This is a genomic window from Streptomyces sp. NPDC015220, assembly GCF_043079345.1.
In the GTDB taxonomy this organism is placed as follows: domain Bacteria; phylum Actinomycetota; class Actinomycetes; order Streptomycetales; family Streptomycetaceae; genus Streptomyces.
In genome coordinates this window covers 31,051-44,327 of record NZ_JBIBUK010000001.1, presented here as the reverse complement: position 1 = coordinate 44,327, position 13,277 = coordinate 31,051, and the positions used below count along the sequence as shown (strand labels likewise).

Genomic DNA, 13,277 nt, shown 5'->3' with positions numbered 1-13,277 from the left:
CCCGTTGTCGGTGGCGGGTCGTACGGTGGATGACATGCGGCCCGTTTCCCAGATCGAACGCACGGTGGCGCCCTTCGAGGTCGTCAGCCCCTACCAGCCCAGCGGCGACCAGCCGCAGGCCATCGCCGAGCTCGCCCGGCGCGTCCAGGCAGGCGAGAAGGACGTCGTCCTGCTCGGCGCCACCGGCACCGGCAAGTCCGCCACCACCGCGTGGATGATCGAGAAGCTCCAGCGCCCGACGCTCGTCATGGCGCCGAACAAGACCCTGGCCGCCCAGCTGGCGAACGAGTTCCGCGAGCTGCTGCCCAACAACGCCGTCGAGTACTTCGTCTCGTACTACGACTACTACCAGCCCGAGGCCTACGTCCCGCAGTCGGACACCTACATCGAGAAGGACTCCTCGATCAACGAGGAGGTCGAGCGGCTGCGCCACTCCGCGACCAACTCGCTGCTCACCCGCCGGGACGTCGTCGTGGTCGCCTCCGTCTCCTGCATCTACGGCCTGGGCACACCGCAGGAGTACGTCGACCGCATGGTCCCCCTCAGGGTCGGTGACGAACTCGACCGCGACGAGCTGCTGCGCCGTTTCGTCGACATCCAGTACACGCGCAACGACATGGCCTTCAGCCGGGGCACCTTCCGGGTGCGCGGCGACACCATCGAGATCTTCCCGGTCTACGAGGAGCTGGCCGTCCGCATCGAGATGTTCGGTGACGAGATCGAGGCGCTGTCCACCCTGCACCCGCTCACCGGCGAGATCATCAGCGACGACCAGCAGCTGTACGTCTTCCCGGCCTCGCACTACGTCGCCGGCCCCGAGCGCATGGAGCGGGCGGTCCGGGGCATCGAGGAGGAGCTCAAGGAGCGCCTGGCCGAACTGGAGAAGCAGGGCAAGCTGCTGGAGGCCCAGCGGCTGCGGATGCGCACCACCTACGACATCGAGATGCTCCGCCAGATCGGCACCTGTTCCGGCGTGGAGAACTACTCGATGCACTTCGACGACCGCGCCCCCGGCACCCCGCCCAACACCCTGCTCGACTACTTCCCGGACGACTTCCTGCTCGTCATCGACGAGTCGCACGTCACGGTCCCCCAGATCGGAGCGATGTACGAGGGCGACGCCTCCCGCAAGCGCACCCTGGTGGACCACGGCTTCCGGCTGCCCTCCGCCCTGGACAACCGCCCGCTGAAGTGGGAGGAGTTCCAGGAGCGCATCGGCCAGACGGTGTACCTGTCGGCCACCCCCGGGCAGTACGAGCTGTCCCGCTCCGACGGCCAGGTCGAGCAGATCATCCGTCCCACCGGCCTCGTCGACCCGGAGGTCGTGGTCAAGCCCACCGAGGGGCAGATCGACGACCTGGTGCACGAGATCCGGGGCCGTGTCGAGAAGGACGAGCGCGTCCTGGTCACCACGCTCACCAAGAAGATGGCCGAGGACCTCACGGACTACTTCCTGGAACTGGGCATCCAGGTGCGCTACCTGCACAGCGACGTCGACACGCTGCGCCGCATCGAGCTGCTGCGCGAGCTGCGCTCCGGCGAGTACGACGTGCTGGTCGGCATCAACCTGCTCCGCGAGGGCCTCGACCTGCCCGAGGTGTCCCTGGTGGCCATCCTCGACGCCGACAAGGAGGGCTTCCTGCGCTCGGGCACCTCGCTCATCCAGACCATCGGCCGCGCGGCGCGCAACGTCTCCGGCCAGGTCCACATGTACGCCGACAAGATCACCCCGGCGATGGCGAAGGCCATCGACGAGACCAACCGCCGCCGGGAGAAGCAGATCGCCTACAACAAGGCGAACGGGATCGACCCGCAGCCGCTGCGCAAGAAGATCAACGACATCGTCGCGCAGATCGCCCGCGAGGAGGTCGACACCGAGCAGCTGCTCGGCACCGGCTACCGCAAGGGCAAGGACGGCAAGGGCGCCAAGGCCCCGGTGCCCTCGCTCGGTGACCACGCGGTCAAGGGCGCCAAGGCGGGGCAGTCCGCCAAGTCCGCGAAGTCGGCCAGGGGCAAGGCGGCGGAGACGGTGCCCACCGACCGCCCGGCGGCCCAGCTCGCCGAGCAGATCGAGCAGATGACCGAGCGGATGCGCGCCGCCGCGGCCGAGCTCCAGTTCGAGGTCGCGGCCCGGCTGCGCGACGAAATCTCGGAGATGAAGAAGGAACTGCGCCAGATGCGGGAGGCCGGCCTGGCCTGATTCCGTCGGGGGAGCCCGGGCCGGCCGGAACCGGGCGCCCCCGCACGCGCCGTCGTCCCCGGGCCCGTCTCCGCAGGCGCTGTGTTGCAAGACCGACACAAAGTGCGGACCGGTGCCCGGCGGAACGGGGGCCTCTGCGTAGGGTTCTGGTCAACCGCGCGATGCGCGGCAACAGGGGAGAAGCACGAGAGGGGAAGCAGCCGTGACCGTCAACATGACCAAGGGTCAGGCCATCAGTCTGCAGAAGAACGACGGGGGCAGCCTGAGCGCGGTCCGTATGGGTCTCGGCTGGCAGGCGGCCCCGCGCCGCGGCCTGTTCGGCTCGCGTACGCGGGAGATCGACCTCGACGCCTCCGCGGTGCTCTTCGCCGACAAGCAGCCGGTCGACGTCGTCTTCTTCCGCCATCTGGTGAGCGACGACGGTTCCGTGCGCCACACCGGGGACAACCTGGTCGGCGGTGCCGGCCAGGGCGGCGACGACGAGGCCATCCTCGTGGACCTGCAGCGCGTCCCGGTCCACATCGACCAGATCGTCTTCACCGTGAACTCCTTCACGGGCCAGACGTTCCAGGAGGTCCAGAACGCCTTCTGCCGCCTGGTCGACGAGACCAACGGCCAGGAACTCGCCCGCTACACCCTGGCCGGCGGCGGCAACTACACCGCCCAGGTGATGGCGAAGGTGCACCGGGCGGGGACCGGCTGGACCATGACGGCCCTCGGCAGCCCGGCCAACGGCCGCACCTTCCAGGACCTGATGCCGGCGATCCTGCCGCACCTGTAGGGCCGGCGGAACGCGCCGGCGGCGACGACCGGCGGGCGGACACGGCACACGAGACGGCACAGGGGGAGAAGGCGATGACGGCCGAGCTGGTGCGGGGGCAGAACCACCCGCTCTCCGAGACGCGTCTCGACATCCGCGTCTCGGCCGGCACGCCGGTCGTGGCCGCCGTCACGGCCGCCGACGAGCACGGCAGGGTACGCGACGCCGACCGGGTGGCCCATCCCGGCTCGCCCGTCCTGCCCGGCGTGCAGGTCCCCCGCCGGGCCGCCGCCGAGCACCGGCTCGCCGTCGACCTGAGCGCACTGCCGGAGACGGTGCACCGCGTCGACGTGCTGCTCGCTCTGCCCGGCGGCCAGGGACCGAGCCGGTTCGGCGCGGTCGCCGCTCCGTTCGTCGGAGTCACCGGTCCCACCGGCGCCCGGCTCGCCGAGTACACCGTCACCGGCCTGGACGCCGAGTCGGCCGTGATCGCCCTGGAGCTCTACCGCAGGCAGGACGCGTGGAAGGTGCGGGCCGTCGGCCAGGGCTACGCCGGCGGCCTCGTCGAGCTCCTGGCCGACCGCGGACTCCCCGAGGCGCATCGCGTGGCGAGCGCCATCGCCGAGGCGGTGGCGCAGGGCCCGGCCCACCCGGCGGCCGTCCCGCCGAGCCGCGGCCGTGACGGCGACGGTTCGCCGCAGCCCCCCGCCTCCGACCGGGCCACCCCGGCGGCCCCGCGGCCGGCCCAGACCGCCCCGGCCGGCCCGCAGACGCAGGCGGGGTCGGCGTACACCGGCCAGGCGGCCGGCGGACCCGCACAGCCGGCCCCGCAGCCTCCGTACCCGGCCGGCGCGGCCCCGCGGCCGTCGTACCCGGACGGATCCGCGCCACCGGACCCCGCGGCCGGGCACCGGCCGGCCGCGCCCGAGGGCGGGCCGATCGACTACAGCCACCCGCGGCGCCGTACGACCGCCCCGCAACCGCCCCCGCCGGCCGCGCCCCCGGCTCCGCCCGGACGGCCCGCGCAGCCGGTCGCGGGGGACGCGACCGGCTGGTCCATGGAGGAGCGGCTCTACAACCAGGTCTGGGGCATGTTCGAGGACCTGGCCCGGTCCATGGCCGCGTACCGCGGAGCCGTGGACTTCGCCGACTCACGGCTGGAGCGGGAGCTGGACCAGGCCCTGGCCGACCCGCGCGGCAGGATCGGCGGGCCGGGCGACGCCGCGCGGGAGGCGGCCCGCGACCGGCACACGCAGCTGGTCGATCAGGCCAGAGCCGCTCTCGACCGCGACCTGGCCCAGCTCACCGCGGAGTCCGAGGTGGTCGAGCCCGCGCTGCCGCCCGCGTACGCCGGCTGGGACAACCCGGTCTGGCACGGCTACCGGGTGCCGATGGAGATGCCGATGGCCGTCCGCCTCGGCGACCTCCACCTGCCCGAGGACCCCTCCCTGCGCATTCCCATGCTGGTCAGGCTGCCGCTGGAGCGCGGCCTGTGGATCGACAGCGGCGGCTCCGGGGCGTGGGACGAGGACTTCGGCGACGAGGGGGAGCTGCGCCGTCTGGCGATGGAAGCGGCCGTGGTCCACGCGGCGCGGCTGCTCGCCGTGTACCCGGCGGGCGAGTTCGCGTTGCACGTCGTCGATCCGGCCGGGTCCGCCGCGCGGGCGCTCGCGCCACTGGTGCGCGCGGGCGTGCTGGCGGGGCCGCCCGCGACCGGTGCCGCGGGTGTCACCGACGTCCTGAACCGGCTCACCCAGCGGGTCGACCTGGTGCAGATGGCGGTGCGCGGTGGAGCGTCCGACGCGCTGCCGCCCGACTTCGACACCTCCGGGCAACTGCTGATCGTCAACGACTTCCCGCACGGCTTCGACGACCGTGCCGTGACCCGGCTGCGTTACCTGGCGGACGAGGGACCGGCCGTCGGCGTCCACCTGATGATGGTCGCCGACCGGGAGGACGCCGCCGGCTACGGTCCGTTGCTCGACCCGCTGTGGCGTTCGCTGCTGCGACTGACACCGGTCCCCGACGACCACCTCGCCGACCCGTGGGTCGGACACGCCTGGACGTACGAGCCGTCCCGGGTGCCGTCCGGCAGCCAGGTGCTCCAGCAGGTGCTCGCCCAGGTCGCCGCGGCTCGCCGCGACCGGCGCGGGTGACCGCGCACACTCCGGCCGACCTCATCCCAAGTACGAGTAAAGCCGCCCCGACCAGGGACTTTTGATCTTTCTTTGCCTTCCCCTTTACCAATCCTTGGGGATTCGGTACTGTTTTTCGTACGGAGGGGAGTACTCCCTATCTGCTGCGGCGTGCCCGTCAATACGGACCGGATCGGATCCATACCGGATCGGCCCCGGTCCCGGGGCGCCGACCCGTCCCGGGTGGAAGAGACCTCCGGCAGCGACGACGCTGACACATTTGCCATGACGTACGCACCTGCCGGAGGAGCAGCAGTGGAAGTCTCGACGACCCTGTGGGTCCTGACCATCGTCGGCCTCGCCACCCTGATCGCGGTCGACTTCTTCATCGGGCGCAAGCCCCACGACGTGTCCGTCAAGGAAGCCGGGATCTGGACCGTCGCCTGGATCACCCTGGCCGGCCTTTTCGGCCTCGGCCTGTTCCTCTTCGGCGGAGGCCGGCCGGCCGGGGAGTTCTTCGCGGGCTTCATCACCGAGAAGTCGCTGAGCGTCGACAACCTCTTCGTCTTCGTCCTGATCATGGCGAAGTTCGCCGTGCCGTCGCGGTACCAGCAACGGGTGCTGCTGGTCGGCGTGCTCATAGCCCTGGTGCTGCGGGCGGTGTTCATCGCCGCCGGAGCCGCGATCCTCGCCAGCTTCTCGTGGGTCTTCTACCTCTTCGGCGCCTTCCTGATCTGGACGGCCTGGAAGCTGATCCAGGACGCCCGGTCCGGCGACGAGGACGAGGAGTTCGAGGAGAACAAGCTGCTCAAGGCCGCCGAACGCCGCTTCGGCGTCGCCGACCGGTACCACGGCACCAAGCTGTGGATCCGGGAGAACGGCAAGCGCGTGATGACGCCGATGCTGGTCGTGATGCTCACCATCGGCACCACCGACGTGCTGTTCGCCCTCGACTCCATACCCGCGATCTTCGGCCTGACCCAGGACCCGTACATCGTGTTCACCGCCAACGCCTTCGCGCTGATGGGCCTCAGGCAGCTGTACTTCCTGATCGGCGGCCTGCTGAAGAAGCTGGTCCACCTGTCGTACGGCCTGTCGGTCATCCTCGGCTTCATCGGCGTCAAGCTGGTGCTGCACGCGCTGCACGAGTCCGGCGTCCACGTCCCCGAGGTGAGCATCCCCGTCTCCCTCGGCGTGATCTGCGCGGTCCTGGCCGTCACCACGATCACCAGCCTGACGGTCACCAGGAACCGGGCGGCGCAGGAGGTGGCGGAACGACAGGGCGACGGCGTCGCGAAGGACAGCGTCGATGCCTGACCGCCGCGACGGAGCCCCGTCCCGCGCCGCGACCGGAGCGGGGCCCCGTGGAACGAAGGCGCCGGGGGCCCGCCCCCGGGCGGCGACCGGAATGCGAACCCGCCGGGCCTCTGCGACGATCGCAGCATGATCACGCGGCTCAGGGCGCTCACCAAGGCGTGGACGACCGTCGTGCCAGTGCTCGCGGTCGTCCTGCTCGCCCTCACCTGGGGGCGCGGCCTGCCTGTCGGGCTCGTCGCGCTGGTGACCGTGGTGCTCGCCGGCTCGGTCCTGGCCGCGGTCCACCACGCCGAAATGGTCGCCCACCGGGTCGGCGAACCCTTCGGCTCCCTGGTCCTCGCCATCGCCGTCACCGTCATCGAGGTCGCGCTGATCGTGACCCTGATGGCGGACGGCGGCGCGAAGAGCACCACCCTGGCCAGGGACACGGTCTTCGCGGCGGTGATGATCACCTGCAACGGCGTGGTCGGACTGTGCCTCCTCGTCGCCTCGGTCCGTCACAACGTCGCCGTCTTCAACGCCGAGGGCACGATCGCCGCACTCGGCACCGTGGCGACCCTGGCCACCCTCAGCCTGGTGCTCCCGGCGTTCACCACCAGCAAGCCGGGCCCGGAGTTCTCCGGTGTGCAGCTCACCTTCGCGGCACTGTCCTCACTGATCCTGTACGGCCTGTTCGTGGCCACCCTGACCGTGCGCCACCGCGACTACTTCCTGCCGATCACCCGGCAGGGCGAGGTGATCACCTCGGAGGACCACGCGGCGCGGCCCTCCGCGCGGGCGGCCTGGACCAGCCTGGGACTGCTCGGCCTCGCCCTGGTCGGCGTCGTCGGCCTGGCCAAGGGGGTTTCGCCGACCATCGAGTCCGGGGTGGCGGCGGCCGGACTCCACCACGCGGTCGTCGGCGTGATCATCGCCCTGCTGGTGCTGCTGCCCGAGACCATCGCCGCGTTGCGCTCCGCGCGGCGGGACCGGGTGCAGACCAGTTTCAACCTCGCCCTCGGCTCCGCCATGGCCAGCATCGGCCTGACCATCCCGGCCGTCGCGCTGGCCTCCGTGTGGCTGCCGGGCCCGCTGGTGCTCGGCCTCGGCTCCACCCACATGCTGCTGCTCCTGCTCACGGTGGTGGTCGGCTCGCTGACCGTGGTGCCGGGCCGGGCCACACCGCTCCAGGGCGGCGTCCACCTGGTGATCTTCGCGGCCTACCTGGAGCTGGCGATCAACCCCTAGAGCGGCAGCCCACGGTTCGGGGTCTCGCCCTCCGGGAGCCGTGATAGACCGGGTGCGAGCAGCGGTCCTCCACGGACCGCCGTACGTCCGACGGACATGGAGGAACCGTGCCCCGCACCCCGGCCGACGCGCCGATCATGATTCTCAACGGCCCCAACCTGAACCTGCTCGGGCAGCGGCAGCCGGAGATCTACGGCTCCGACACCCTCGCGGACGTCGAGGCCCTGTGCGTCAAGGCGGCGGCGGCGCACGGCGGCACCGTGGACTTCCGGCAGACCAATCACGAGGGGGAACTGGTCGACTGGATCCACGAGGCGCGGCTGCACCACTGCGGCATCGTGATCAACCCCGCGGCCTACTCCCACACCTCCGTCGCGATCCTGGACGCGCTGAACACCTGCGACGGCATGCCCGTGGTGGAGGTCCACATCTCCAACGTCCACCAGCGCGAGTCGTTCCGCCACCACTCCTACGTCTCCCTGCGCGCCGACGGCGTCATCGCGGGCTGCGGGGTGCAGGGCTACGCCTTCGCGGTGGACCGGGTCGCGACGCTGGCCGGAGCGGCACGGGCGGACGCGTAGACCCCGCCGGGACGGGACGTGCCCGGCTGGGGCTGGGGCTGGGGCTGGGGCTGGGGCTGGGGCGCGGGCAGGAGCCGGGGCCGCCGGTCGGGGACGGGGAATGAGGCCGGCGGCCCGTGCCGCCCAGGAGCCGCGTCTTCCTGCGCGGGGCTGTCACCAGTTCACCGCGCACGGCGCCGAGCGGGGAGCGCGCGCGTGCGGCCGGCGCGTGCGCGGGGTTCACACGGGGTGCGAGGGCGCGCGCCCGCACCCCGGTTCACCGGCCGCGGCCACGGAGCGGTCCACCGCCTGCGACTCGGGCGCGGGCGTACCGGGGTGTGCCCTCCTCGACCGCGGTGCGGGCGTGCGGCGCCTCACCAGCCGCGCGCGTGCCACTCCGGCAGGTGTGGGCGCTCGGCGCCCAGCGTGGTGTCGTTGCCGTGACCGGGGTAGACCCAGGTCTCGTCCGGCAGGGCGTCGAAGATCTTCGTCTCGACGTCGTGGATCAGACTGGCGAAGGCCTTCGGGTCCTTGTGCGTGTTGCCCACGCCGCCGGGGAAGAGGCAGTCGCCCGTGAAGACGTGCGGATGCCCGTGCGGGTCGTCGTAGACCAGGGCGATCGAGCCGGGGGTGTGGCCCACGAGGTGGCGGGCGGTGAGTTCCACCTGCCCCACCCGGATCGTGTCCCCGTCCTCGACGGGGACATCGGTCGGCACCGGGATGCCCTCGGCGTCGTCCCGGCCCGCGTAGGTGCGCGCACGCGTGGCCGCCACGACCTCGGCCAGCGCCTGCCAGTGGTCCCCGTGCCGGTGGGTGGTGACGACGGAGGCGATGCCGTCGTCACCGATCGAGCCGAGCAGCGTGTGCGCGTCGTTGGCCGCGTCGATCAGCAACTGCTCGTCCGTGGCCCGGCAGCGCAGCAGATAAGCGTTGTTGTCCATGGGACCGACCGCGATCTTGGTGATCATCAGGTCCTTCAGCTCGTGCACGTCCGCCGGGCCGCCGACCCGCACCTCTCCGCTGTACGTCATGGTGATCAGCCTATCGCCGCGGAGCCGCTCCGGGGCCCGCCCGCGCACCGCGGCGGCGCTGGCGCGCTAGAGCGCGGGCAGCGACGGCAGCGGGCCGCCGGCCGCCGAGAGCGCGGAGCCGTCCCGGCGGCCGGCGAGCCAGCCGAGCAGGTCCGCCGGGCCGCCCGTGACGGTGATCGCGGGCTCGGCGGCCTCCCGGCCCGTGCGCCACGCGCGGGTGCCGTCCGTCAGCCGGACCGGCGGCACGTCGGGGGCGCCGGTGAACCGCTGGGCGAGGAAGTCGATCTCCCGTTCCGTGAACTCCTCCGGGAGATCCTCCAGCTCGTATCCGATCCCGAGGTCCACATGGTGCAGCTCGATCTCCACCCAGCGCCGGAAGGGCACCCGCGAGGCGGAGTCGGTGACCCCGTTGCGCAGCTCCACGGTGCGCGACCAGTCGGCCGGCGCGGCCCCGGCCTCGTCGAACCGGGCCGCACTGGCCCGCACGTCGGCGAGCTGGGCGTCGAGGGGGCGCGGGGCGTCCCGCTCGATGTCCGCGTCGCGGGCCGCGCCGGAGACGTACATGGGACGCCCCTGGAGGACGTTCACGAGCGCGTCCGCGTTGCGGGCGACATGGGCGAGGACGTGACCGCGGGTCCAGCCGGGCAGCCGTGACTGGTCGGTCACAGCGGCGTTGTCCAGTTCGGCGACCGCGGTGAGCAGTCGTTCGGTGGCGAGGTGTACAGACCGCAGGTCGCGCACGTGATCCATCATGGCGCCGACCCTAGCCCCGCCACACCTTCGGGTGAAGGCGGCCGACCTGGGCCATAAATCGAATGTACGTGCTATAAGGTCGGACGTGGCGTCGGGCATGCTGGAGAGCCGGGGATTGTTGTGCAACCGGGCGGATCCGGGAATCCCACCCGGCGTTGTCAGTGGCTCCCCCTAGTCTGAAGAACGACGGGGGCCCCGCCCCTGTCACTTCTCTCAAGAAAGGTGCGGACCGGCGTGGCCGACCGTCTCATCGTCCGTGGCGCGCGCGAGCACAACCTGAAGAACGTCTCGCTCGACCTGCCTCGGGACTCGCTCATCGTCTTCACGGGCCTGTCCGGGTCGGGCAAGTCCTCCCTGGCCTTCGACACCATCTTCGCCGAGGGCCAGCGGCGCTACGTGGAGTCGCTCTCCTCCTATGCCCGGCAGTTCCTCGGGCAGATGGACAAGCCGGACGTCGACTTCATCGAAGGACTCTCCCCGGCGGTCTCCATCGACCAGAAGTCGACCTCGCGCAACCCGCGCTCCACGGTCGGCACCATCACCGAGGTCTACGACTACCTGCGCCTGCTCTTCGCCCGCATCGGCAAGCCGCACTGTCCCGAGTGCGGCCGGCCGATCTCGCGCCAGTCGCCGCAGGCCATCGTGGACAGGGTCCTCGAACTGCCCGAGGGCAGCCGGTTCCAGGTGCTCTCGCCGCTGGTGCGCGAGCGCAAGGGAGAGTTCGTCGACCTGTTCGCCGATCTCCAGACCAAGGGCTACTCCCGTGCGCGCGTGGACGGCGAGACCGTCCAGCTGTCCAGTCCGCCCACGCTGAAGAAGCAGGAGAAGCACACCATCGAGGTGGTCGTCGACCGCCTCACGGTGAAGGACTCCGCCAAGCGTCGGCTCACCGACTCCGTCGAGACCGCCCTCGGCCTGTCCGGCGGCATGGTCGTGCTCGACTTCGTCGACCTCCCCGAGGACGACCCCGAGCGCGAGCGCATGTACTCCGAGCACCTGTACTGCCCGTACGACGACCTGTCCTTCGAGGAGATGGAGCCCCGCTCGTTCTCCTTCAACTCGCCCTTCGGCGCCTGCCCCGAGTGCACCGGCATCGGCACGCGCATGGAGGTCGACCCGGAGCTGATCGTCCCGGACCCGGACAAGACCCTCGACGAGGGTGCGATCCACCCCTGGTCGCACGGGCACACCAAGGACTACTTCGACCGGCAGATCAACGCCCTCGCCGCGGCCCTCGGTTTCCGCACCGACATCCCCTTCGCCGGCCTGCCGCAGCGCGCCCGCAAGGCCCTGCTGTACGGCCACAAGACGCAGATCGAGATCCGCTACCGCAACCGGTACGGACGCGAGCGCGTCTACATGGCCTCCTTCGAGGGCGCCGTCAACTTCGTCAAGCGCCGGCACAGCGAGGCGGAGAGCGACGCCAGCCGCGAGCGCTTCGAGGGCTACATGCGCGAAGTGCCCTGTCCCGGCTGCCAGGGCACCCGCCTCAAGCCGGTCGTCCTCGCCGTCACGATCATGGACAAGTCCATCGCCGAGGTCTCCGCGATGTCGATCAGCGACTGCGCGGACTTCCTCGGCGAGCTGAAGCTCACCGCCCGCGACAAGAAGATCGCCGAGCGGGTCCTCAAGGAGGTCAACGAGCGGCTGCGGTTCCTGGTCGACGTCGGCCTGGACTACCTGTCGCTGAACCGCGCGGCCGGCACCCTCTCCGGCGGCGAGGCCCAGCGCATCCGCCTGGCCACCCAGATCGGCTCCGGCCTCGTCGGCGTCCTGTACGTCCTCGACGAGCCCTCCATCGGCCTGCACCAGCGGGACAACCACCGGCTGATCGAGACCCTGGTGCGGCTGCGCGACATGGGCAACACGCTCATCGTCGTCGAGCACGACGAGGACACCATCAAGGTCGCCGACTGGATCGTCGACATCGGCCCCGGCGCGGGCGAGCACGGCGGCAAGGTCGTGCACAGCGGCTCCCTGAAGGAGCTGCTCGCCAACACCGAGTCGCAGACCGGCCAGTACCTGTCCGGCCGGAAGTCGATCCCGCTGCCGGACGTCCGGCGCCCGCTCGACCCGTCCCGGCAGCTCACCGTGCACGGCGCCCGCGAGAACAACCTCAAGGACATCGACGTGTCCTTCCCGCTGGGCGTCTTCACCGCCGTCACCGGCGTGTCCGGATCCGGCAAGTCGACGCTGGTCAACGACATCCTCTACACGCACCTGGCCCGCGAGCTGAACGGCGCGCGCAACGTGCCGGGGCGGCACACCCGTGTGGACGGCGACGACCTCGTCGACAAGGTGGTGCACGTCGACCAGTCGCCCATCGGCCGCACCCCGCGGTCCAACCCGGCGACGTACACGGGCGTCTTCGACCACATCCGCAAGCTGTTCGCCGAGACCACCGAGGCGAAGGTCCGCGGCTACCTGCCCGGCCGCTTCTCCTTCAACGTCAAGGGCGGCCGCTGCGAGAACTGCGCGGGCGACGGCACGATCAAGATCGAGATGAACTTCCTCCCGGACGTCTACGTCCCGTGCGAGGTCTGCCACGGCGCCCGGTACAACCGGGAGACCCTGGAGGTCCACTACAAGGGCAAGTCCATCGCCGACGTGCTGAACATGCCGATCGAGGAGGCCACCGACTTCTTCGAGGCGGTTCCGGCGATCTCCCGCCACCTCAGGACCCTCAAGGACGTCGGCCTGGGCTACGTCCGCCTCGGCCAGTCCGCGACCACGCTGTCCGGCGGTGAGGCGCAGCGCGTCAAGCTCGCCAGCGAGCTGCAGCGCCGCTCCACCGGGCGCACGGTCTACGTCCTGGACGAGCCGACCACCGGTCTGCACTTCGAGGACATCAGCAAGCTGCTGAAGGTCCTGTCCGGCCTGGTCGAGAAGGGCAACACGGTCATCGTCATCGAGCACAACCTCGACGTGATCAAGACCGCGGACTGGATCGTCGACATGGGCCCGGAGGGCGGCGCGGGCGGCGGTCTGGTCGTCGCCGAGGGCACCCCCGAGCAGGTCGCCGCCGTCCCGGCCAGCCACACGGGCAAGTTCCTGCGGGAGATCCTGGACGCCGACCGGATCAGCGACGCCGAGCCGGTGAAGGCCCCGCGCAAGGCCGCCGCCAGGAAGGCGGTGGCGGCTGCCTCGGCGACCGGCCGGAGGACCGCCACGGCCAGGACCGCCAACAACACGGCGAGCAAGAAGGCGACGCCCGCGAAGAAGACGGCGCGGGCCCGCAAGGCCTGAGCCACCGCTTTCCGGAACCGGCGCCCCGTGGGACCTTCTCCCGCGGGG

Annotated in this window: 9 protein-coding genes; 7 read left to right on the top strand and 2 right to left on the bottom strand. The window is 71.2% G+C overall.

The genetic code is table 11. The features are described from left to right. Nucleotides 1-34: 34 nt before the first annotated feature. The 6 genes from uvrB to aroQ all read left to right on the top strand — a co-directional run bounded on the left by uvrB (nt 35) and on the right by aroQ (nt 8,220). Nucleotides 35-2,200, top strand: a complete 2,166-nt coding sequence (gene uvrB / locus ACF061_RS00165) for an excinuclease ABC subunit UvrB (protein ID WP_392264489.1) — start codon at nt 35-37, stop codon at nt 2,198-2,200. A 202-nt stretch (nt 2,201-2,402) separates the two neighbouring features. Further along, nucleotides 2,403-2,981, top strand: coding sequence for a TerD family protein (locus tag ACF061_RS00160; protein WP_392264488.1), 579 nt, complete (start codon nt 2,403-2,405; stop codon nt 2,979-2,981). Between the two features lie 74 nt (nt 2,982-3,055). Next, the gene (locus ACF061_RS00155) at nt 3,056-5,116 is read left to right on the top strand and encodes a TerD family protein (protein WP_392264487.1); all 2,061 of its coding nucleotides are present in this window, start codon (nt 3,056-3,058) and stop codon (nt 5,114-5,116) included. A gap of 294 nt (nt 5,117-5,410) precedes the next feature. Continuing rightward, nucleotides 5,411-6,412: a TerC family protein gene (locus ACF061_RS00150; protein ID WP_392264486.1), complete on the top strand. Its 1,002-nt coding sequence runs from the start codon at nt 5,411-5,413 to the stop codon at nt 6,410-6,412. 126 nt (nt 6,413-6,538) lie between these two features. Next, nucleotides 6,539-7,639: a calcium:proton antiporter gene (locus tag ACF061_RS00145; protein WP_392264485.1), complete on the top strand. Its 1,101-nt coding sequence runs from the start codon at nt 6,539-6,541 to the stop codon at nt 7,637-7,639. 107 nt (nt 7,640-7,746) lie between these two features. Continuing rightward, nucleotides 7,747-8,220, top strand: coding sequence for a type II 3-dehydroquinate dehydratase (gene aroQ / locus ACF061_RS00140; protein ID WP_392264484.1), 474 nt, complete (start codon nt 7,747-7,749; stop codon nt 8,218-8,220). Nucleotides 8,221-8,573: 353 nt separating this feature from the next. Here aroQ and ACF061_RS00135 read toward each other — a convergent pair whose 3' ends face one another. Both ACF061_RS00135 and ACF061_RS00130 read right to left on the bottom strand, forming a co-directional pair. Beyond that, the gene (locus tag ACF061_RS00135; RefSeq protein WP_392264483.1) at nt 8,574-9,230 is read right to left on the bottom strand and encodes an MBL fold metallo-hydrolase; all 657 of its coding nucleotides are present in this window, start codon (nt 9,228-9,230) and stop codon (nt 8,574-8,576) included. A gap of 66 nt (nt 9,231-9,296) precedes the next feature. Continuing rightward, nucleotides 9,297-9,983: a maleylpyruvate isomerase family mycothiol-dependent enzyme gene (locus ACF061_RS00130; protein WP_392264482.1), complete on the bottom strand. Its 687-nt coding sequence runs from the start codon at nt 9,981-9,983 to the stop codon at nt 9,297-9,299. Nucleotides 9,984-10,217: 234 nt separating this feature from the next. Between ACF061_RS00130 and uvrA the strand changes: the two genes are divergently transcribed. Beyond that, nucleotides 10,218-13,229 (top strand): excinuclease ABC subunit UvrA, encoded by a 3,012-nt coding sequence (uvrA, locus tag ACF061_RS00125; protein WP_392264481.1) that lies wholly within the window; start codon nt 10,218-10,220, stop codon nt 13,227-13,229. Nucleotides 13,230-13,277 lie beyond the last annotated feature (48 nt).